General features: G+C 70.8%; 21 protein-coding genes. 12 read left to right on the forward strand and 9 right to left on the reverse strand.

The annotated features are described in order from the left end of the window. The first annotated feature begins 145 nt into the window (after positions 1-145). The 3 genes from C6Y14_RS30865 to C6Y14_RS30875 all read left to right on the forward strand — a co-directional run bounded on the left by C6Y14_RS30865 (position 146) and on the right by C6Y14_RS30875 (position 1,692). The gene (locus tag C6Y14_RS30865) at positions 146-787 is read left to right on the forward strand and encodes a TetR/AcrR family transcriptional regulator (RefSeq protein WP_107020164.1); all 642 of its coding nucleotides are present in this window, start codon (positions 146-148) and stop codon (positions 785-787) included. A 194-nt stretch (positions 788-981) separates the two neighbouring features. Then, positions 982-1,209 carry a DUF3107 domain-containing protein gene (locus C6Y14_RS30870; protein WP_055610545.1) on the forward strand — a complete coding sequence of 76 codons (228 nt, stop codon included), beginning with the start codon at positions 982-984 and terminating at the stop codon, positions 1,207-1,209. 210 nt (positions 1,210-1,419) lie between these two features. After that, positions 1,420-1,692 carry a hypothetical protein gene (locus C6Y14_RS30875; protein ID WP_107020165.1) on the forward strand — a complete coding sequence of 91 codons (273 nt, stop codon included), beginning with the start codon at positions 1,420-1,422 and terminating at the stop codon, positions 1,690-1,692. 192 nt (positions 1,693-1,884) lie between these two features. On the opposite strand, the gene C6Y14_RS30880 is transcribed toward C6Y14_RS30875, so the two are convergent. Next, the gene (locus C6Y14_RS30880; protein WP_404828848.1) at positions 1,885-2,622 is read right to left on the reverse strand and encodes a ferritin-like fold-containing protein; all 738 of its coding nucleotides are present in this window, start codon (positions 2,620-2,622) and stop codon (positions 1,885-1,887) included. A gap of 480 nt (positions 2,623-3,102) precedes the next feature. Here C6Y14_RS30880 and C6Y14_RS30885 point away from each other — a divergent pair, with 480 nt between their 5' ends. Together C6Y14_RS30885 and C6Y14_RS30890 are read left to right on the forward strand one after the other, a co-directional pair. Next, positions 3,103-5,703, forward strand: coding sequence for a DEAD/DEAH box helicase (locus C6Y14_RS30885; protein ID WP_225891366.1), 2,601 nt, complete (start codon positions 3,103-3,105; stop codon positions 5,701-5,703). A gap of 146 nt (positions 5,704-5,849) precedes the next feature. Beyond that, complete coding sequence (locus tag C6Y14_RS30890; RefSeq protein WP_107020167.1) at positions 5,850-6,815, forward strand: alpha/beta fold hydrolase; 966 nt, start codon at positions 5,850-5,852, stop codon at positions 6,813-6,815. 68 nt (positions 6,816-6,883) lie between these two features. Here C6Y14_RS30890 and C6Y14_RS30895 read toward each other — a convergent pair whose 3' ends face one another. Next, complete coding sequence (locus tag C6Y14_RS30895) at positions 6,884-7,825, reverse strand: NYN domain-containing protein (RefSeq protein WP_107020168.1); 942 nt, start codon at positions 7,823-7,825, stop codon at positions 6,884-6,886. Positions 7,826-8,037: 212 nt separating this feature from the next. Between C6Y14_RS30895 and C6Y14_RS30900 the strand changes: the two genes are divergently transcribed. Further along, complete coding sequence (locus tag C6Y14_RS30900; protein WP_007384531.1) at positions 8,038-8,190, forward strand: hypothetical protein; 153 nt, start codon at positions 8,038-8,040, stop codon at positions 8,188-8,190. Between the two features lie 102 nt (positions 8,191-8,292). Here C6Y14_RS30900 and C6Y14_RS30905 read toward each other — a convergent pair whose 3' ends face one another. From C6Y14_RS30905 to C6Y14_RS30915, 3 genes are all read right to left on the reverse strand, one after another. Next, positions 8,293-8,898, reverse strand: a complete 606-nt coding sequence (locus tag C6Y14_RS30905; RefSeq protein ID WP_107020169.1) for a MarC family protein — start codon at positions 8,896-8,898, stop codon at positions 8,293-8,295. Between the two features lie 226 nt (positions 8,899-9,124). Further along, positions 9,125-10,027 (reverse strand): PHP domain-containing protein, encoded by a 903-nt coding sequence (locus C6Y14_RS30910; protein ID WP_107020170.1) that lies wholly within the window; start codon positions 10,025-10,027, stop codon positions 9,125-9,127. Between the two features lie 211 nt (positions 10,028-10,238). Then, complete coding sequence (locus C6Y14_RS30915) at positions 10,239-10,880, reverse strand: DUF6758 family protein (RefSeq protein ID WP_107020171.1); 642 nt, start codon at positions 10,878-10,880, stop codon at positions 10,239-10,241. 196 nt (positions 10,881-11,076) lie between these two features. On the opposite strand from C6Y14_RS30915, the gene C6Y14_RS30920 reads away from it, so the two are divergent. Then, positions 11,077-12,330 (forward strand): MFS transporter, encoded by a 1,254-nt coding sequence (locus C6Y14_RS30920; protein WP_107020172.1) that lies wholly within the window; start codon positions 11,077-11,079, stop codon positions 12,328-12,330. A 103-nt stretch (positions 12,331-12,433) separates the two neighbouring features. On the opposite strand, the gene C6Y14_RS30925 is transcribed toward C6Y14_RS30920, so the two are convergent. Further along, entirely contained in the window at positions 12,434-13,042 is a 609-nt protein-coding gene (locus C6Y14_RS30925; RefSeq protein ID WP_107020173.1) for a suppressor of fused domain protein, read from the reverse strand. A gap of 525 nt (positions 13,043-13,567) precedes the next feature. Between C6Y14_RS30925 and C6Y14_RS30930 the strand changes: the two genes are divergently transcribed. Beyond that, positions 13,568-14,677 (forward strand): magnesium and cobalt transport protein CorA, encoded by a 1,110-nt coding sequence (locus C6Y14_RS30930; RefSeq protein WP_107020174.1) that lies wholly within the window; start codon positions 13,568-13,570, stop codon positions 14,675-14,677. A gap of 34 nt (positions 14,678-14,711) precedes the next feature. Continuing rightward, entirely contained in the window at positions 14,712-15,257 is a 546-nt protein-coding gene (locus tag C6Y14_RS30935; RefSeq protein WP_107020175.1) for a hypothetical protein, read from the forward strand. 186 nt (positions 15,258-15,443) lie between these two features. On the opposite strand, the gene C6Y14_RS30940 is transcribed toward C6Y14_RS30935, so the two are convergent. Beyond that, a complete protein-coding gene (locus C6Y14_RS30940) occupies positions 15,444-16,202 on the reverse strand; it encodes a hypothetical protein (protein WP_199854925.1) in 759 nt (252 codons plus the stop codon). A 228-nt stretch (positions 16,203-16,430) separates the two neighbouring features. On the opposite strand from C6Y14_RS30940, the gene C6Y14_RS30945 reads away from it, so the two are divergent. The 3 genes from C6Y14_RS30945 to C6Y14_RS30955 are packed head-to-tail and all read left to right on the forward strand — an operon-like array spanning position 16,431 to position 19,581. Continuing rightward, positions 16,431-17,735, forward strand: a complete 1,305-nt coding sequence (locus tag C6Y14_RS30945; protein ID WP_107020176.1) for a magnesium transporter MgtE N-terminal domain-containing protein — start codon at positions 16,431-16,433, stop codon at positions 17,733-17,735. Then, positions 17,735-18,403, forward strand: coding sequence for a DUF1003 domain-containing protein (locus C6Y14_RS30950; protein ID WP_107020177.1), 669 nt, complete (start codon positions 17,735-17,737; stop codon positions 18,401-18,403). The genes C6Y14_RS30945 and C6Y14_RS30950 overlap by 1 nt, the downstream gene beginning before the upstream one ends. Positions 18,404-18,447: 44 nt before the next feature. Beyond that, positions 18,448-19,581 (forward strand): Mrp/NBP35 family ATP-binding protein, encoded by a 1,134-nt coding sequence (locus C6Y14_RS30955; RefSeq protein ID WP_107020178.1) that lies wholly within the window; start codon positions 18,448-18,450, stop codon positions 19,579-19,581. 337 nt (positions 19,582-19,918) lie between these two features. Here the strand turns inward: C6Y14_RS30955 and C6Y14_RS30960 are convergent, their stop codons facing one another. Together C6Y14_RS30960 and C6Y14_RS30965 are read right to left on the reverse strand one after the other, a co-directional pair. After that, positions 19,919-20,575, reverse strand: coding sequence for a hypothetical protein (locus C6Y14_RS30960; RefSeq protein WP_199854926.1), 657 nt, complete (start codon positions 20,573-20,575; stop codon positions 19,919-19,921). Positions 20,576-20,878: 303 nt separating this feature from the next. Beyond that, complete coding sequence (locus C6Y14_RS30965; protein WP_107020381.1) at positions 20,879-21,337, reverse strand: sec-independent translocase; 459 nt, start codon at positions 21,335-21,337, stop codon at positions 20,879-20,881. Positions 21,338-21,403: the final 66 nt, after the last annotated feature.

Raw genomic sequence — 21,403 nt, forward strand, 5'->3', positions numbered from 1 at the left:
GCCATGACCCCCTATGGCGCGATCTGCACGGTTTCACCGGCGTCCGGTCCGTGAAATTCTCCGCTCGCACCGCGCACACCACGGTTACCGAAAAGTACGATGGCCGCGCGGCGCTCACCGCATGTGGACGACTTTGGGAGGCGGCGTGACAGCCATCGAGCAGACAGAGGCGGCACGCCCGCGGGGCACACGCCTGCCGCGCCGTGCCCGACGCAACCAGCTCCTCGGCGCCGCCCAGGAAGTGTTCGTTGCGCAGGGATATCACTCGGCCGCGATGGACGACATCGCCGAACGCGCGGGCGTCAGCAAGCCGGTTCTCTACCAGCACTTCCCCGGCAAGCTGGATCTGTATCTCGCACTGCTCGACCAGCACTGCGAGTCACTGCTGGTCTCCGTGCGGACCGCGCTGGCGTCCACCTCGGACAACAGCCTGCGCGTACGGGCCACCATGGACGCCTACTTCGCGTACGTGGAGGACGAGGGCGGCGCCTTCCGGCTGGTCTTCGAGTCGGACCTGACGAACGAGCCCGCGGTGCGCGAGCGGGTCGACAAGGTCACGTTCGAGTGCGCCGAGGCGATCTGCGAGGTGATCGCGGAGGACACCGGCCTGTCGAAGGCCGAGTCCATGCTGCTCGCCTCGGGTCTGGGCGGACTCGCCCAGGTGGTGGCCCGTTCCTGGCTGCACAGCGACCGCAGCGTGCCGCGCGAGCAGGCGGTGCAGCTGCTGACCTCGCTGGCGTGGCGGGGCATCGCGGGATTCCCCCTGCACGGCAGTGAGCACCACTGACCGCGGTGGGCCGGCCGCGGCCGACTGATCGCGGCGGCCTCGGCTCATCAGCGCGCCGACCGCCACTTTGTTCCCACAAGGTGTTCGCTCCTGGCGTTCTCGGGCGGAGCATGTACGTCCCCTCACCGGGCTAATGTGTGCTGCGTACGGCGCGGAGACACGCGCACATCAGTGACCGTCGGAGGGACATAGCCGTGGAGGTCAAGATCGGCGTGCAGCACGCGCCCCGCGAGATCGTTCTGGAGAGCGGTCAGACCCCGGAAGAGGTCGAGCGCGCGGTGTCCGAGGCGCTGGCAGGCAAGTCGCAGCTGCTCAGCCTCGTGGACGACCACGGCCGCAAGGTCCTGGTACCGGCGGACCGCCTCGCCTACGTGGAGCTCGGTGAGCCCACGACCCGCAAGGTGGGCTTCAGCGCGCTGTAGGTCGCAGGACGCCGCAGAACACGGAAGAGGGGCTCGGAGGCCGATGGCCGCCGGGCCCCTTTTTTCATGCCGTTCTCCCTGTCCGGGCCGCTTGTCCGCGTTTCACAGACGGAGCACAACTCATACACACGGGAGGGTTGCATTCCGCAGGTCACGGGTATGACGGGCTACGACCGAAGTGCACACAGCCGTGCGGAAGGGACCCCCCTCATGTTCTTGGAAGCGCTCGGCTCGGCCATCCTCGGTCTGGCACTCGCCCTGGCAGCGGCATACCGCCTGCCGCACCGCCTGCCGGTCCGCAGGATCGTCCTCCCGACGGGCATCGCGGGCAGCCTCTTCGGCGCCTTTCTGACCCACACCGCGCTGGGATCCGTCGGCTTCCTGCCGGTGATGCTGGGCGCCGCAGCGGTGGCCGCGGCCTCCCTCTCCCTGCTCCTGCGCCCCGCGGGAAGACTCCGTCACCACCACGGGGCGACGGTCTGAGCAACAGCCCGGACGACAGCTGAGGAGGCGCGGGCGCAGCCCCGCCTCCGAGGGGCGCGGGGAACGGCGCGACGGGCCCCCACCGAGCCGCAGCCGAACACAACAGGCCCGATGGGCCTTTCAGGGGCGCGGGGAACGGCGCGACCGGCCCCCACGGACCCGCGGCGACGACGAACCGTCACCACTCAAAGCTCAGGCGGCCAGCCCCAGCGCAGCCATCCTCTTCGTGTGCGCCTCGGTGATCCGCGAGAACATCCGCCCCACCTCCGCGAGATCGAACCCGTCCGCGACCCCGCCGACGAGCATCGTCGACAGCGCGTCCCGGTCGGCGACCACCCGCTGGGACTGCGACAGCGCCTCCCCCATCAGCCGCCGCGCCCACAGCGCGAGCCGCCCGCCCACACGCGGATCCGCGTCGATGGCGGCCCGCACCTTCTCGATGGCGAACGACGCGTGCCCCGTGTCGTCGAGGACGGCCAGCACGAGCTTGCGCGTATCGGCGTCGAGCCGCGCCGCGACCTCCCGGTAGAAGTCACTGGCGATCGAGTCGCCGACGTACGCCTTCACGAGGCCTTCCAGCCAGTCGGACGGCGCGGTCTGCTTGTGGAACCCGTCGAGCGCGGCGACGAACGGCTCCATCGCCTGCGTCGGCTCCGCCCCGATCTCGGTCAGCCGGGCCCGCAACTGCTCGAAGTGGTGGAACTCGGCCGAGGCCATCTTCGCCAACTCCGCCTTGTCCCCGAGCGTCGGCGCCAGTTTCGCGTCCTCCGCGAGCCGCTCGAACGCCGCCAGCTCCCCGTACGCGAGCGCGCCGATCAGATCCACGACCGCGGCACGGTACTGGGGGTCCACGGAGGCCGTGGCCCAGTCCTGGGCGGCGACTCCGGTGGGTTCGGCGGGTGCGTCGGAAGGTTTGGCAGGCGTCGTCATGAAGCGCACAATAGCCCGCTCGCCGCACGGCGTAAGGCCCTGGTCAATCAGTGTGACGACGACTACGTGACCAAATCGGCCATCGCATATGCGCGGATCCGGGGTATGGTGGTAATGCGCTCGCTGAGTTGATCTACGTAACCCGGCGGGTCCGCACGAATGAGGATGCCCGGTCGGTGGCCCGATCGGCTCCGACCCGACAGCCCTCTCAGCCCGTACGACACAGTGCGTACGGCATCCGGAGGGACCCTCAGCGGTACGAACGCTTGAGCGTCGGCAGTGGTCCCATGCCACCCCGGCCGCTGGTCAATAGCGGCCGACGTCCCCGGCACGGTCCCCGACACGACCCCCGCGCTCGCCTCGCACCGCGTACACAGAAGAGGCAGCACCCTGACTACTTTCCGAGACCTCGGGATCCTTCCCGAGACTGCCGAGGCCCTTGAGGCCGTCGGCATCACGAGTCCCTTTCCCATCCAGGAGATGACGCTCCCCGTCGCCCTCGCGGGCAACGACGTCATCGGCCAGGCCAAGACCGGCACCGGCAAGACGCTGGGCTTCGGTCTCCCGCTCCTTGAGCGGGTGACCGTCCCCGCGGACGTCGAGGCGGGCCGGGCGCAGCCCGAGCAGCTCACCGACGCCCCGCAGGCCCTCGTCGTCGTCCCGACGCGCGAGCTGTGCACCCAGGTCACCAACGACCTGCTGACGGCCGGCAAGGTCCGTAACGTGCGCGTGCTCGCCATCTACGGCGGCCGGGCGTACGAGCCGCAGGTCGAGGCCCTCAAGAAGGGCATCGACGTCGTCGTCGGCACCCCGGGCCGGCTCCTCGACCTCGCGGGCCAGAAGAAGCTCAACCTCAAGCACGTGCGCGCCCTCGTCCTCGACGAGGCCGACGAGATGCTCGACCTGGGCTTCCTGCCCGACGTCGAGAAGATCATGAACATGCTGCCGGTCCGCCGTCAGACGATGCTGTTCTCGGCGACCATGCCGGGCGCGGTCATCGGTCTCGCGCGCCGCTACATGTCGCAGCCCACGCACATCCGCGCCTCGGAGCCGGACGACGCGGGCGCGACCGTCAGGAACACCGCGCAGTTCATCTACCGCGCGCACAACATGGACAAGCCCGAGCTGGTCTCGCGGATACTGCAGGCCGACGGCCGCGGTCTCGCTATGGTCTTCTGCCGTACGAAGCGCACGGCGGCCGACCTGGCCGACCAGCTGCAGCAGCGCGGGTTCGCCTCCGGCGCGGTCCACGGCGACCTCGGCCAGGGCGCCCGCGAGCAGGCGCTGCGCGCGTTCCGCAACGGCAAGGTCGACGTGCTCGTCTGCACCGACGTGGCCGCGCGCGGCATCGACGTCGAGGGCGTGACGCACGTCATCAACTACCAGTCCCCCGAGGACGAGAAGACGTACCTGCACCGCATCGGCCGTACGGGCCGCGCGGGCGCCAAGGGCATCGCCGTCACGCTCGTCGACTGGGACGACATCCCGCGCTGGCAGCTGATCAACAAGGCGCTGGACCTCGGCTTCCCGGACCCGCCGGAGACGTACTCCACGTCCGCGCACCTCTTCGAGGAGCTGAACATCCCGGCCGGCACCAAGGGTGTCCTGCCGCGTTCCGAGCGCACCCGTGCCGGTCTGTCGGCCGAGGTCGTCGAGGACCTCGGCGAGACCGGTGGTCGTGGCGCACGCGGTGGCCGTGGTGGCCGTCCCGCGGCCGGTCCGGCCCCGGTCGCCGAGCGCGACCGGGATCGCGGTCGCGACCGTGATCGTGACCGTTCGGAGCGCACCCCGCGCCGCCGTCGACGTACGCGCAACGGCACGGCGCTCGACGCCGCGGAGCCGCAGAACACGTCGCAGAACACGTCGCAGACGGCAGCGCAGTCCGCGCCGGAGGCCGTGGCCGACAGCACCGAGCCGGGCCAGGCGACGGAGTCGCGCAGCGCCCGCCGGCGTCGTCGTACGCGTGCCGCGAGCGGGTCGGAGGCAGCCGCGAACGCGGTCACCACGGCCGAGGGCACGGCTGTCGAGATCCCCGAGCCGGCCCTCGTACCGGCTGCCGTACCGGCCGTCGCGCCCGTCGCCGAGCCGGTGGCGGACGCCGAGGCCAAGCCGCGCCGCCGTCGCACGCGTCGTACGGCGGAGGCCGCACAGCCCGAGGTCACCGTCGTCCCCGACATCACCGTCTTCGAGGAGGCTCCCAAGGCCGAGCCGACCGTCGAGACCGAGGCCGTCGAGGCGGCCGAGGCCGTGGTGACCAAGCCCCGCCGCCGCACCCGTAAGGCCTCGGCCACGGTCGCCGAGGCAGCCGTGACCGCGGTGGAAGCCGTGGCCGACCCGGTCGAGGCCGTCGAGGCCAAGCCGCGCCGCACCCGCAAGGTCGCGGCCACACCCGCCGCCGAGACGGTCCTCGACACCGCGGAGGCCGCTGAGGCCAAGCCGCGCCGCCGGACCCGTAAGGCCGCCGTGGCCACCGAGACCGCCGAGACCGCCGAGGTCACCGCGGTCGCCGAGGCCGGTATCCCGGCGCAGGCGACCGAGGAGCCCGAGGCCAAGCCGCGCCGCCGCACCCGCAAGGCCGCCGCGACCACCGAGACGGCTCCCGTCGCCCCGGTTGCCCCGGTGGAGGAGGCGCCCGTCGAGGAGGCCAAGCCGCGTCGGCGTACGCGCAAGGCCGCCGTCGCCGCCGAGACCGCGGTGGACACCGCCGAAGGCGCGTCGGTCGAGGCACCGGCGGCCGCGGTCACCAAGCCGCGTCGCACCCGCAAGGCCGCCGCGCCCGTGGAGGCGGCGGAGAGCACCGTGGACACGGCCGAGGCCACCGAGGCGAAGCCCCGCCGCCGCACCCGTAAGGCCGCGGTCGCCGAGGCCGACATCCCGGCCCAGGCCACCGAGGCCGTGGCGGACGCCGCCGAGGCGCCGGTCAAGCCGCGCCGCACCCGCAAGACGGCCGCCAAGGCGACCGCCGGCGACGTGGTGACGGACGCGGTCACGGAGTCGGCCGCGACCGAGGTCGCGTCCGAGACCAAGCCGCGTCGCCGGACGCGCAAGGCCGCTGCGGCCGTCGAGCCCACGGAGGGCTGAGTTCCGCACCCGGACGGCCCGGCTCCCCTCGTGGGGGCCGGGCCGTCGGCGTTCCCGCGAAAGCAGCGCGGTGCCATCGCCCGGTAGGCCGCTCGGTATGCCGCCCGGTATGCCGCCCGTCGGGCTGCCCGGATAGCCTCCTTCTCATGAGCAGGCCCTTCACCTTCGTCCCGCCCTCCGGAGCCCGCGCGTACCGCCTCGGCACCGCGCGCGGGGAGTTCGCCGTGATCGACGCGGGCAGCCCCGCGAAGGGAACCGTGCTGCTGCTGCCGGGGTTCACCGGCAGCAAGGAGGACTTCATCTCCCTGCACGAACCCCTGGCGGCGGCCGGCTACCGGACCGTCGCGGTGGACGGCCGGGGCCAGTACGAGTCACCGGGCCCCCGCGACGACGAAACCCCTTACGCACAGGGCGAGTTGGCACTGGACGTGCTCGCGCAACTCGACGCGCTCGCAGCCGGCTCCGGCATCGTTTCCGGCGTTTCCGGCGGCTCCGGCGGCTCCGGCGGCTCCGGCGGCTCCGGCGGCTCCGAGGAGCGGTTCCATCTCCTGGGCCATTCGTTCGGCGGACAGGTCGCCCGCGCGGCCGTTCTCCTGGCACCGGCCCGCTTCCGGTCCCTCACCCTGGTGTCCTCCGGGCCCGCGGAGATCTCCCCCGGTCAGCAGCAGCGGGTGAAGCTGCTGCGGGACGCGCTGGCCGTGATGGACATGGCGCAGGTGTGGGAGGCGATCCGGGCGCTGGACCCGCCGGAGGACGCCGAGGGCGAACTGGACGCCGGCTTGGACGACCAGCAGGACCTCAGACGACGCTGGCTGGGCAACAGCCCTGCTCAGCTCACCGCGGCGGGGCGGCAGCTGTGCGAGGAGTCCGACCGCGTGGCCGAACTGGCGGCCCTGCGCCTGCCCGTGCACGTCCTGTCGGGCGAGAGCGACGACACGTGGCCGGTCCCGCTCCTCGACGACATGGCGATACGCCTGGAGGCACACCGCACGATCGTCCACGGAGCCGAGCACTCCCCGAACGCGGACCGCCCTCTGGAGACGGCGAAGGCGCTGGCCGCTTTCTGGGACAGCCTGGGTCAGGAGGGCCCACTCCGCGGGCGCGGTGAGTGACCTGCGGGCCCGGTGGGGGCTGGTCGCGCAGTTCCCCGCGCCCCTTACGGGGCCCTGCGGCGGACCCCTCAGTACTGGCCCTGCAGGTGCTCCCAGAACCCGTCCCGCAACGCCCGCCGCAGATCCGCCTGCCCGCGCAGCGAGTACTGCAACAGCCCCTCGGACTCCACGAGCAGCTCCTGGTCGACGGGCCCGGGCAGATACGGATGACCGGGCAGCAGCTCGGCCAGGGACTCCCGCCCCCGTGCGGCCAGCCACTTCGCCGCGATCTGCGCCCCCACGAACCGCACGTCCTCCCGGCTCGGGCGGGCCACCGCCGACGTCTCGTAGGAGGCGGTCGTGCGCCGGGCCACGTACGGCTTGAAGAAGTCGAGGTCGAACGTGCGCTGGCTGTCGACCTCCCAGAGCAGCGGCTCCGCCTGGTTGCGGCCCTCCGGGGCCTCGATGCCCCAGAGGTGGACCCTGGCTCCGTACCCCTGCGCCGCCTCCACGGCCGAGACCAGGTCCTCGTCGCCGCCGATGAGCGCCGCGTCGCTGATGGCGCGGTGCCGGGCCAGTGACTCCAGGTCGGAACGGATCAGGGAGTCGACGCCCTTCTGCTGGTTGTTGGCGTTGAGGTTGCCGAGCCGGACCTTGACGTCGGGCAGCTCGGCGATGGACTGCTGCTCCGCGGTGTGGATGCGGCGCCGCGCCCCGTCGTACCAGTAGACGCGCAGCAGCCTGCTGTCCGCGAAGATCGTGCGCGCCCGGTCGATGAGCGCGTCGATGAGTCCCTCGGCGTCCAGCTCGAAGGCCCGGCGGTCCTCAGTGCCGGCCACGAGCCGTCCCGCGGCCGCGTAGAGGTACCCGGCGTCGACGAAGATCGCGTGCGTCGACGGCGTCTTCGCCACCTCGGCCAGCATGCGCTGCAGCAGCTCGTTGGAGCGGTCGATGCGCGCGGCGAGAGCGGCGAAGTCGTCGGAGCCCTCGGGGTCGTCGGGGTCGTCGGCTGCCGCGAAGTCGTCATTCATATGCGCCTCATTGTCGCAGGACGTCACTGTGTGTACACAGGTGGTCCCGATACTCACAAGTAATTAGACGTTCGAAAGTTTTCTTTAGCGTAGGGAATGTTCGTAACAAACATCCCGTTGACTCCTATGGGAACGCGGGACACAGATGACCCGCTCACCCACCTCACCAGTAGTTCTCCTTCAGGAGGATGACCAGACGAAGGGAGAAGCCCTTGCGCTTCGAAATCATGCGACTCGACGACGTCGACGGCACGCCCGTGGACAGCACCGTCGTGGACGCCGCCTCCGTCAACCGGATCGTTCAGCAGGCCGCCGCCATCGGGCAGCGCCTCTGGATCCGCCCGGCCGACACCTCGGCCTCATAACAGCGGTTGTTCGACAGTCTTCACAGACAGTCTTCGAAACCCCCGTCCGGCACGATGCCGGGCGGGGGTTTCGCGTTCGGTCACGCCCCTCCCAGCCGCACGTCAGCTGTTCCGGACGACCTGGGTGACGCCGTTGATGATCTGCTGCACGGCGATCGCGGAGAGCATCATGCCCGCGAGGCGCGTCACGAGCACGACTCCGCCGTCCTTGATGACCCGGATGATCAGCAGCGAGTACCGCATCACGATCCACAGCACAACGTGGATGGCGAGGATCGCCGTCCACACCGAGACCTGGGTCGTCACGCTGTCGGCCTTCTGCACGGCGAGGATGACGGACACGATCGCGCCGGGGCCCGCGAGCAACGGCATGCCCAGGGGTACGAGGGCGACGTTGACGTCCTTGGTCTGCTTGGGCTCGTCGGTCTTGCCGGTGAGCAGGTCGAGCGCGATGAGCAGGAGCAGGAGGCCGCCGGCGATCATCAGGGCGGGGACCGACACGTGCAGGTAGTTCAGGATCTGGTGCCCGAGCAGGCCGAAGACGGTGATGACGCCGCCGGCGACGCAGACGGCCTGGAGGGCCATGCGCTTCTGCACCTTGGCGGGGCGGCCGGAGGTGAGCGCGAGGAAGATCGGGGTGATCCCCGGGGGATCCATGATGACGAAGAGGGTGAGGAAGAGGGAGCCGAAGACGGCGAGGTCGAACATGAGCAGTTGAGCCTTGCTGGGTGTTGAGGGGGGTGAGGTGAGTGGGGGTGCACGTGAGTGTGCCGGGTGCGGGTGCGTCGTGGCTGGTCGCGCAGTTCCCCGCGCCCCTGACCAGTTGCGGTGAGCCGGGCCCTAAGGCGGGGCAAGTTACCGGGCCGTCGGCGAATACGACGACGCCCGGCCGACGGACGGGCGCCCGAGCGGGTCCGGCAGCGGTTGCCGGGAGCTAGGCGCTCGTCGGTCCACCCGCGCCCGGGACGGGGAACGCGCCCGTCGGTCCGCCCGTGCCCGGGACGGGAAACGCGCCCGTCGCACGGCGGGTGATCTCGGCGTAGATCTCGGGGTCCGTCGTGTACTCGCCGAGTTCGCACGCCTTGCGGTGGCCGTGGTAGTCGCTCGAACCGGTGGTCAGCAGTCCCAGTTCGCCCGCGAGTCCGCGCAGCCGGGCCCGGGTGGCCGCGTCGTGGTCCATGTGGTCGACCTCGATGCCGTCGAGCCCGGCCGCGGCCAGCTCGGCGATCGCGGACTCCGGTACGGTCCGGCCCCGCTTGGCGGCGGCGGGGTGCGCGAAGACGGTCACGCCGCCCGCGGCCTTGACCAGCCGGATCATCTCGAAGGGGTCGGACTCGTGCTTCTGGATGTGCGCCCGGCCGCCGTCGGCGAGCCACTCGCTCGTGAACGCGTCCGAGACGGTCGGCACCACACCCAGCTCGACCAGCGCGGTGGCGATGTGCGGGCGGCCCACGGACCCGCCGGAGGCGATCCGCTCCACGTGCTCCCAGGTGATGGGCACGCCCAGTTCGCGCAGGCTGCCGATCATCGCCTGGGCCCGGGGCACCCGGTCGTCGCGTACGAGCTCGCGCTCGCGCAGCAGGTCCGGCTCCTCGGGGTCGAAGAGGTACGCCAGCATGTGCAGGCCGACACCGTCGAGGCGGCAGGACAGCTCGGCGCCGGTCACGAGGGTGAGCCCGGCGGGCACGGCCGCGATGGCCTCGGCGTAGCCGCGGGTGGTGTCGTGGTCGGTCAGCGCGACGACGTCGAGACCGGCCGCGGCGGCGTTCCGGACGAGTTCAGCGGGGGTGTCCGTACCGTCGGATGCCTTGGAGTGGCAGTGCAGATCGATGCGCACGAACGGACTCCAGACAAGACCAGGACAAAGGGAACGGTCCAAGGATAACGGGCTCAGAACCAACGCCTGTCATACCCAGCGCCGACGGTCGCCCCCTACAGAACCTGGACCTGCCGACACGGGCCCACCCCCACCACCCAAGGGGCGCGGGGAACTGCGCGACCAGCCCCCACCGGCCCCGCACCCGACAACCCACGCCCCCCGGGAGGGGCTACGGCTCCAGGATCCGCGGCGACAACGCCCCGCAGGGCAACAGATCCGCCTCCGCACCGGCGTCCCGCAGATCCGTCAGCACCAGCTCGTCGTACATCATCATCCCCGACTGCTCCGGCCACACGACCGCCCACAGCCACAGTCCGAGCGCCTCACCGGCGAAGACGGCACGGTCGCCGGGCGCCACGGGGACGTGCCAGAGCGGCGTCGGCCGCCCCGCGGCCAGCACCTTCACCTGAGGGGGCTTGTCGACGTTCATGTACGGGCCCGGGTCGAGCCCCTCGATGCCCGCGTACCGCGCGCCGAGACCGACGCCCAGTTCCTCGGCGACGAGCATCAGCTCCCCGAATCCGCCGAGCGGTCCGGGCCCCGAGCAGGCGACGGCGGTCGCGCGACCGCCGCTGCGGTCGTCGCCGGCGAACGCCGCACCCGTGAAGAGCCAGCCGACGGGCAGCGGCCACGGCATCCACACCGGTACGCGCGCACGGTGCACGACGACACCGAGGGCTTCCACGCTGGGCGGGATCACGGGCTGCAGCGGATGCACGATGCCGTGCACATCGCACTGCCAGGAGTCGGCAAAGAGGCCGGGAGCCCTGACCCGGCCACCACACTTCGGGCAACTGGGTTCGCCCCTCATAAGGCACAACGGTCCTCCCCGTCGTTCGTCGCGTCAAGGACGATCACCCGTCCGGCGCGCGCCTGTCACCTCCCCGCCACGGCCCACCACCGGGGGAAACTAGATGTAGCTTGCATTCATTAGCCGATCTAACTTATTATGTGTATACGCCAACCATCTACGAGCATCTCTCCGCGAGCAGCGTGAAGGAGCGGGCATGAACAGCAGCACGGGAGGCCCCACCGAAGGGGACACCTTCGACGCGGGGGCCACGAGCCTCCTGCGTCAGCCGAAGGCGGTCTGGGCGACCGCCGGGGCATCCGTCGTCGCCTTCATGGGCATCGGCCTCGTCGACCCGATCCTGCCGTCCATCGCCAAGGGCCTGGACGCCACCGCCGGCCAGGTCTCGCTGCTCTTCACCTCGTACTTCCTGATCACCGCACTCGCGATGCTGGTCACGGGCTTCGTCTCCAGCCGGATCGGCGGCCGTCGCACCCTGCTGCTCGGCCTCGCGCTGGTCGTGGTCTTCGCCGGGCTCTCCGGCACCTCCGGCTCGGTCGGCGAACTCGTCGGCTTCCGCGCGGGCTGGGGACTCGGCAACGCCCTGTTCGTCTCCACCGCCCTCGCCGTCATCGTCGGCGCGGCGGCCGGCGGAAGCGCGGCGGCCATCCTGCTGTACGAGTCGGCCCTGGGCCTCGGCATGGCCTGCGGACCCCTGCTGGGCGCGCTGCTCGGTGACGCCAGCTGGCGCTACCCGTTCTTCGGCACCGCGTTCCTGATGGCGATCGGGTTCCTGTGCATCACCGCGTTCCTGAAGGAGCAGCCGAAGCCCGCGCGCAAGACGGGCCTGCTCGACCCGGTCAAGGCTCTCGGCCACGGCGGCCTCGCCTCGGTGGCGGGCTCGGCGTTCTTCTACAACTACACGTTCTTCACCGTGCTGGCCTTCACCCCGTTCGTGCTCGACATGAGCCCGTACAAGTCGGGCGCGGTCTTCTTCGCCTGGGGTGTGCTGCTCGCCGTGTTCTCGGTGCTCGTGGCACCGCGCATGCAGGCCCGGTTCGGCTCGCTGAAGGTGCTCGGCGGCTCGCTGGTGCTGCTCGCGGCCGACGTCCTCGTCCTCGGCTACGGCAGTCACACCACCGCCGTCGTCTGCACGATCCTCTCCGGTGCCTTCATCGGCGTGAACAACACCGTCTACACGGAGCTCGCCCTCGGCGTGTCGGACGCGCCGCGCCCGGTGGCGAGCGCCGGCTACAACTTCGTCCGCTGGTTCGCCGCCGCGGCGGCGCCCTTCTTCGCGCCGAGGATCGAGGAGTGGACCGACATCCACATCCCGTTCGTGGTCGCGGCGGTCACGGCGGCGCTGGGCGCGCTCGTGGTCCTCGTACGCCGGGACGCGCTGACGCACGAGGCCGAGGAACTGGAGGAGCGGCACGCGGCGGAGGACGGGGTCACCGTCTTCGCGAACTGACGCCCCGCCCCCCGGCCAGGAGGCCTCACCTCCCCGGCTGCCACTTCCCGGCCTCACGGAGTGTGAGATAGCCAACTGGCCGACCCGGGTCGGCTGTTGAGGGTCAGTCCAGGGAAACGGACTTGCGTGCGGGATCGCGCAGGTCCGTTCCGCTTGCCAGCCAGCGCTCCTGGAGCGCCCCCGCGCCGTGCACCCGCTTCCACGCGGCCTCGTTCGGCGTCATGGGCAGCAGCGGCAGGAAACGTACGGGATCCAGGGGTGCGTCGAGTTCCAGGTCCTCGACCAGGCCGCCCGGCTCGGCGACCAGGACGGAGGTGAAGGGGGCGCCCGGCCACAGCGGATCGCCCACGTCCAGCGAGGCGCCCGGGGCCACCATCAGACCCTCCACCTGCGGGGACGCGGCCAGTACGGCGAGAGGGCGGAGCACCTTGTCGGTGTCGGCGGTACCTGCCCGTACCGACAGGACCAGTTCGGCGCGCGGGCCCGCGACCGGGTCGGCGAGGACCGCCGTGGGGTCCGCCATCGGCTGGGCGGACATGCCGAGCGTGGCGTAACGGACGATGCCGGTGGGGGCCGTACCGGAAGTGTCCAGGTCCGTGAAACGGAGCACCTCGACGCGGTCCGTACCCAGGAACGTCACCGCGGCGCGCGCGTCCGGTTCGCCCAGGGCGGTACGCAAACGGGCTTCCACCAGAGCAAGAACATCAACCATGCGCCGAGCATAGAACTCGTCAGCAGCGGGCAAAGCGACGGCTTGACACTTCAGTCGGCTGATAGTCTTGGCCGCTGGCCGGGGCAGCACGCAGAAGCGTCGCTCTCAAGTCCCGGCCCACGTCTCGACGCATGAGACTCCCCTACGGGGGATGGACCTCCCCTACGGGGGACCGGCCGGAGGAGGTGGGGCTCCATGGATCGAAGTCGACCAGGCAGTACCACCCGCTCTTCCGGCTGCTGAGTTCCTCTCAGCTTCCCGAGCTCACGCTCCGCCGGCTGCCACCTCTCGCACACGCACTCGTTTTCCGCGCTCGCGTCGTGGCCGGTCCGGTACACAACGGAAGAGCACTTCGTTTTCCCTGATCTGTCTGAATTTTTCTGATCTGTATCAGTAGCGAAGCCGCCACCGTGACGGTGCGGTGCTCCCCGCTTTGTGGACGTGCCAAACATCCGCAGTCAGGACGTCCCCATTCCGGGCAGTTCCAGCCGTCGTCGGCGGCCTTCGTTCGCGAAGGAGCCACCCATGTCGATGATCCACAACCTGCGTGCCGCGGTCCGCCCCTCGCTCCGCAAGGACGGCGGCGCGTACGACACCACCCGCTCGGCCGCGGAGAGTTCGGCCGTCGTGGACTGCGCGGTCTACCGCGACGGCGTCCGCCTCCCGTCCGACGACAGCCTCACACCGCGCACGGCGATCCGTCAGGTGCGGCGCGACGGCGGATTCGCGTGGATCGGCCTGCACGAGCCCACCGAGGACGAATTCGCGGGCGTGGCAGCCGAGTTCGGGCTGCACCCGCTCGCCGTCGAGGACGCCGTCCACGCCCACCAGCGGCCCAAGCTAGAGCGGTACGACGACACGCTGTTCGCCGTCTTCAAGACCATCCACTACGTCGAGCACGACGAACTCACCGCCACCAGCGAAGTCGTGGAGACCGGCGAGGTGATGTGCTTCACCGGGCGGGACTTCTTCATCACCGTGCGGCACGGAGGGCAGGGCTCGCTGCGGGCGCTGCGGCACCGGCTGCAGGACGACCCGGAACTGCTCGCCAAAGGGCCCTCCGCCGTGCTGCACTCCATCGCCGACCATGTCGTGGACGGCTACATCGCGGTCGCGGACGCCATGCAGGACGACATCGACGACGTCGAGACCGAGGTGTTCTCGCCCGGCCGCCGGGGCGGGGTGTCGCGCGGTGTCGACTCGGCGCGGATCTACCAGCTCAAGCGTGAGGTACTGGAGTTCAAGCGTGCGGTGTCGCCGCTGCTGCGGCCCATGCAGCTGCTGAGCGAGCGGCCCATGCGGCTGGTCGACCCCGACATCCAGAAGTACTTCCGGGATGTCGCCGACCACCTGGCGCGGGTGCACGAGCAGGTCGTCGCCTTCGACGAGCTGCTCAACTCGATCCTGCAGGCCAACCTCGCGCAGGCGTCCGTCGCGCAGAACGAGGACATGCGCAAGATCACGTCCTGGGCCGCGATCATCGCCGTGCCGACGATGGTGTGCGGGGTGTACGGCATGAACTTCGAGCACATGCCGGAGCTGCACTGGCGGTACGGGTACCCCTCGATCATGGGCATCACGGTGGTGCTCTGCCTGGGGATCCACCGCACGCTCAAGCGCAACGGCTGGCTCTGAGGGGCCCTGCGAGGGCGGCGCTAGGGTGGCCCCCATGACGGATCAGGCTCTTGCCGAACAGGCCCTCGTCGAGGAGGCCACGAAGAAGTCCGGACTCATCTGGGTACGGGGCGCCTCTGTCCCGACGCTGGATCCCCAGGACGTCGGCGCGCCGACCCGCCCGCTGTGGCACGTGTGGCACGACGGGGCGGTGTACGTGGTCGGGGACGGGCCCGGTGAGCAGCCGCTGCCCGGGCTCGTGGACGGGCGGGAGGCGGCCGTCACGGTCCGCAGCAAGGACAAGGGCGGGCGGCTGGTGTCCTGGACTGCGTCCGTGGCGGAGCTGGCTCCGGGGTCCGAGGAGTGGGGGGTTGCCGTCGGCGAGCTGAAGGGGAAGCGGTTGAACGCGCCCGACGGTGAGGCGATGACGGAGCGGTGGGCTCGCGAGTGCCGGGTTGTACGGCTGGCGCCGACGGGGTCGACTGCGTCTTTGCCTTCGGGGTCGTTGGCGGCACCGCCTGTGCCTACGTCGGCGACTACGCGGTTGCCGGTGCCGGCGGCTTTGCCACACCTGCTCTTCCGTCGCCGTCGGCGTTCCTGAGTGCTCCGCGGGTCGAATATCACCTGCGGCCCCGGTGGGGGTCACCCGCGCAGTTCCCCGCACCCGACCGCCGACCTCCAGCCCCCAAGGGGCGCGGGGAACGGCGCAATCTTTTGTCTTTGAGGGGCGCGGGGAACTGCGCGGGCGACCCCCACCGGGGCCGCAGACGGTCGTGGGTGGGTCGCGTCAGGACGACGGGAGCTGCTGGCCGTAGTCGACCGTGTCCGCCTTGTCCGGGGCCCGCAACACGAAGTCGCGGCCCCAGTCCGTCAGACGGATCGTCCCCGCGTCCCCGGCCCGGACCAGGAGCAGTGGATACGGCTTCCCTTCGAGGGAGACGTCGATCCGCCCCCCGGACCCCTCGTCACTGGTGAGCCGGATCGTACGGACGCCGTTGAGTTCATGGTGGCCGTCCGTCGCCAGCTCACCCTGCAGGGACAGCAGCCCGTCCAGCAGCACGTCCTTGTCGGTGAAGACACTGAGCTGCTGGTACGCGGGGTCCCCCTTCGGAACCTTCACGTACATCCCCTCAAGCTTGCCCGCCGCAGCCGTGTCCGACGTACTGTCGTCGCTCTTGCCGTCCTGGTGGTTCCAGAAGTCCGCGTCGGCCTTGATGAACAGGTGCTCGTCCACCCGCAGCAGGCGGAACGTCACGCCGTCCGAGGTGACCGACCCCGTACCGCCGTCCTTCTTGAGCTGCATGTCCAGCTTGTAGGTGCGTTTGTTGCTGACCACGGCCCCGGACAGCCGTACCGTCCCGGCGGCCTCCGCGGCCGACTGCGTTCGGCTCTGGATCTTCGCGGGCGGAAGTTTCCCGACCCCGTTCGTCCCCGCGTCCGGGTCCTCACCGCCGCACCCCGTCACCCCTGCCCCCGCCACGAAGAGCGCGCACACGGCCCTCGCCAACGCGGCCTTACGGGTTCGTCCCCGGGGAATCGCAGTCACAGGTGGCGCTGCCTCTCGTGCGGTCGTCCTCAACGGCGTACCGCAGCGTACCGGGGCCCGCTACGCCACTCGGAGTCAGTCCGTCCGCACCGCTCACCAGGGCGTATCCGACCGGGACGGGCTAGCCTGAAGCCCACCCGAGCGGACATGACACTCCATAACGTCCGAAGCAGAGCACGTACACCACAGCCGGTGGACCGAAGCCCGTACGAAGAAGGAGGCGCCCGGATGGCGGCAGGCGCCCCCAGGATCTTCGTTTCGCATCTCTCCGGCATCGCCGTCTTCGACCCCAACGGCGACCAGGTGGGACGCGTGCGCGACCTCGTCGCCATGCTGCGCGTGGGACGGCGGCCCCCACGACTGCTCGGCCTCGTCGTCGAACTGTCCACCCGGCGCCGCATCTTCCTGCCCATGACCCGGGTGACGGGCATCGAGTCGGGCCAGGTCATCACCACCGGCGTACTGAACGTCCGCCGGTTCGAGCAGCGCCCCACCGAGCGGCTCGTCCTCGGCGAACTCCTCGACCGCCGCGTCACCCTCGTGGAGAGCGGCGAACCGCCCGAGACGGTCACCGTCCTGGACATCGCCATCCAGCAGCTGCCCGCGCGCCGCGACTGGGAGATCGACCGGGTCTTCGTACGGAAGGGGCGGACCGGCGGCGCGTTCCGGCGGGCCAAGGGCGAGACGCTGACCGTCGAGTGGTCGGCCGTCACCGGGTTCTCGCTGGAGGAGCACGGACAGGGCGCCGAGAACCTGCTCGCCACCTTCGAGCAGCTGCGCCCCGCCGACCTCGCGAACGTCCTGCACCACCTGTCCGCGAAGCGGCGCGCTGAGGTCGCGGCGGCCCTGGACGACGACCGGCTCGCCGACGTCCTGGAGGAGCTGCCCGAGGACGACCAGATCGAGATCCTCGGCAAGCTCAAGGAGGAGCGCGCCGCGGACGTCCTGGAGGCCATGGACCCCGACGACGCGGCCGACCTGCTCGGCGAGCTGCCGGAGGAGGACAAGGAGCGGCTGCTCGCGCTGATGCGCCCGGACGACGCGGCGGACGTACGGCGGCTGATGGCGTACGAGGAACGCACCGCGGGCGGTCTGATGACGACCGAGCCGATCGTGCTGCGGCCCGACGCGACCGTCGCGGACGCCCTCGCCCGGGTGCGCAACGCCGACCTCTCCCCCGCGCTGGCCGCCCAGGTGTACGTGTGCCGCCCGCCGGACGAGACCCCGACCGGCAAGTACCTCGGCACGGTCCACTTCCAGCGGCTGCTGCGCGATCCGCCGTACACGCTGGTGGGCTCGATCATCGACGACGACCTGCGACCGCTCGACCCGGAGGCCGTGCTGCCCGTCGTGGCCGGCTTCTTCGCGACGTACGACATGGTCGCGGCGCCCGTCGTCGACGAGAGCGGTTCGCTGCTCGGCGCGGTCACCGTGGACGACGTACTCGACCACATGCTGCCGGAGGACTGGCGGGAGAGAGAGTTCCACCTGGACGAGGAAGCGGTCGGGTCCGGCATCGAGGAGGCCCCCTGATGGCCCCTGAGCGCGAGGGCAGGGAACGGGCCACCGGCGGGGCGAGCGCCACCACGCGGCCGCGCCTGCGGCTCGACCAGCCGCAGCCGCCGCGGCGCAGATTCCTGCCCGAGTACGACCCGGAGGCCTTCGGACGGCTCTCGGAGCGGATCGCGCGGTTCCTGGGCACGGGCCGGTTCATCGTCTGGATGACGTTCGTCATCATCCTGTGGGTGGTGTGGAACGTGTCCGCGCCGCGTGATCTGCGCTTCGACAACTACCCGTTCATCTTCCTCACCCTGATGCTCTCGCTCCAGGCCTCGTACGCCGCCCCGCTGATCCTCCTCGCGCAGAACCGGCAGGACGACCGCGACAAGGTCAACCTCGAACAGGACCGCAAGCAGAACGAGCGGTCGATCGCGGACACCGAATATCTGACCCGGGAGATCGCCGCGCTGCGCGTGGGCCTGGGCGAGGTCGCCACCCGCGACTGGATCCGCTCCGAGCTGGAGGATCTGGTCAAGGAGCTGGAGGAACGGCGCCGCGACGGCGACGGGCACGGACCGGGTGACCGGCGTCATGACCTGCCCGGCGACCGCCCCGCCAACCGGCCTGGCGACCGGCCCGGCGACCGGCGTGGCCTATTCCCGGCAGAACACCCCCGGGGACGTGACGTAGACGACCGGTGACGGGGCTTTCCGGCCCCCGGGCCGGGCGCCGTACCATCGACCCCATGGCTACGGAAGACGCGGTGCGTGAAGCACTGTCGACGGTGAACGACCCCGAGATCCAGCGACCCATCACCGAGCTGGGGATGGTCAAATCGGTGGAGATCGGTGCGGACGGTTCGGTCGCGGTCGCGGTGTACCTGACCGTCTCCGGGTGCCCGATGCGCGACACCATCACGAAGAACGTCACCGAGGCGGTCGCACGCGTCGAGGGCGTCACGCACGTCGACGTCACGCTGGACGTGATGAGCGACGAGCAGCGCAAGGACCTGGCGTCCGCGCTGCGCGGCGGCCAGGCCGAGCGCGAGGTGCCCTTCGCCAAGCCGGGCTCCCTCACGCGCGTGTACGCGGTCGCCTCCGGCAAGGGCGGCGTCGGCAAGTCGTCCGTGACGGTCAACCTCGCGGCGGCGATGGCCGCGGACGGGCTGAAGGTCGGGGTCGTGGACGCCGACATCTACGGCCACTCCGTGCCGCGCATGCTCGGTGCCGACGGCCACCCCACCCAGGTCGAGAACATGATCATGCCGCCGTCGGCGAACGGCGTGAAGGTCATCTCGATCGGCATGTTCACCCCCGGCAACGCGCCGGTCGTGTGGCGCGGCCCGATGCTCCACCGCGCCCTGCAGCAGTTCCTCGCGGACGTGTACTGGGGCGACCTGGACGTGCTGCTCCTGGACCTGCCGCCGGGTACGGGCGACATCGCGATCTCGGTCGCACAGCTCGTCCCGAACGCGGAGATCCTGGTCGTGACGACCCCTCAGCAGGCCGCCGCGGAGGTCGCCGAGCGAGCCGGGTCGATCGCCGTGCAGACCCACCAGAAGATCGTCGGTGTGGTCGAGAACATGGCCGGCATGCCGTGCCCCCACTGCGACGAGATGGTCGACATCTTCGGTACGGGGGGTGGGCAGTCGGTGGCCGACGGGCTGACGCGGACGACGGGCGCCACCGTGCCCGTCCTCGGCTCCATCCCGATCGACGTGCGGCTGCGCGAGGGGGGCGACGACGGGCGTCCGGTCGTCCTGACGGACCCCGACTCCCCGGCGGGGTCGGCCCTGCGCGCCATCGCCGGCAAGCTCGGTGGTCGTCAGCGGGGGCTGTCGGGCATGTCCTTGGGCATCACCCCACGGAACAAGTTCTAGAACTACGCGGGCGCCCCCGCGGGGTTCTGTTCCCGGGCGACTGCGGGCGCGTCGTGGCCGGCCGCGCCGTTCCCCGCGCCCCTTATCGGGCCTCCGCCGGATTGTCTCGTGCGGGTCGGTGGGGGTTGCTCGCGCAGTTCCCCGCGCCCCCAAGACGAAGGACCAGGGGCGTAGCCCCGTCTTTCAGGGGCGCGGGGAACTGCGCGGCCGACCCCCACCGACCCCCACCGGCCCGCACCAGACGGTCCGGCGGAGGCCACGCGCCCTGGAAGGGGCGCGGGGAACGGCGCGAGCAACCCCCACCGGCCCGCACCCGAACAAGCGCGCGGCCCGCCGCCTAGGCGTACGTGCCGATGTCCTTGATCATCGCGAAAGCCACCCCGTACGCGCTCATCCCCCGCCCGTACGCGCCCACATGAACCCCTTCCTGCGTGGACCCCGCGAGGACCCAGCCGAACTCGGATTCTCTGTAGTGGAACGGCGTCGGCACCCCGTCCACGGGAAGGGACAGCGTCGACCAGTCGGCCCCGTCCAGATCGTCCGCGAGGACCCACGCCGTCTCGGTCTGCTGGTCCAGCCAGTCGTCGCGCAGGGTGTGGTCCATCTGACCGGGCCAGGTGAAGGACAGCAGCCCCACCCCGGCCAGCCAGGCCGCGGAGGACACCGAAGTGGCCTCCAGCAGCCCCGTACCGTCGGCACTGCGCCGCACGGGGTTGCCCGCGACGGTCACCACGACCGCGAATCGCTCCTTGTCCTCGGTGGACTCACTGCGCACCGACGGCTCGTCACCGTGTCCGATCGAGCCGTGTTCGATGGCTCCGTCGGCTGCGGCGCCGACCTGCATCAGCCAGCGCGGCCCCGTGAAGGCCTCGTCGAGGCCGTACCACGGGAAGGGCGCCAGCAGGTAGCCGTCGACCGTGCGCCGGGCGGAGGGGAGCTGTTGTCCACCCTCCGCTGCCGGCGCCTGCGCGCCTACCCGACTTGTCGTCTCCATCTGCCCGGACGCCTCCTCGCTCTCGTCGGACCGGGTGACCCGCCCCCCTTCGGGCGTCCGTCCGGTCCGCACAACAACTAGGCAGGATAGCCACAGCTCCGCCGAAGGCCGGAAAACCGGTCGGCACATGGCTCACATACGCACCTGATCCGGCGCATCCCGAACGGATGGAACCCCAAGTGGGGTACGGGGTACCGGACGGCGTTCGACTGAAAGTGAAGCGTTTTCCGGACGGCGGGCGCGCCGCCCGGGGCCAGGCCGCGTCGGACCGTTTCAGACCGCTTCAGACCGCGTCGGGTCGCCTCAGGTCGCGTCCGCGTCGAACGGCGGGCGCTCTTCCGGCGCCGGCGTCTCGCGCTTCTTCGTCATGTCCACGGTGCCGCCTGCGGAGCCCGCCGCCGAGGACGAGGACGTCGGGGACGAGGACGTCGACTCGGACTCGCGGCCGTGCACGGCGTCCGTGACCTCGGCCATCTCCTTCTTCAGGTCGAAGCCGTTACGGATCTCCTTGAGCCCCAGCTCGTCGTTGTCCAGCTGCTTGCGGATGAACGTCTTGGGGTTGAGGTCCTCGAACTCGAAGTCCTTGAACTCCGGTCCCAGCTCCTCGCGGATGTCCGCCTTGGCGCTCTCCGAGAACTCACGGATCTTGCGGATGGTCCGCGTGACGTCCTGGATCATCTTTGGGAGCTTCTCCGGACCGAAGACGAGCACGGCAAGGACAACGATCGTGACCAGCTCAAGCGGTCCTATGTCATTGAACACCTTGCAGCTCCTTGCGATGTCCTCGGCGCTCGGCAGTTCGTCCGTGGTCCGGGCCGGGTCCACGGT

Source organism: Streptomyces dioscori (genome assembly GCF_003024195.1).
Classification (GTDB): Bacteria; Actinomycetota; Actinomycetes; order Streptomycetales; family Streptomycetaceae; genus Streptomyces; species Streptomyces dioscori.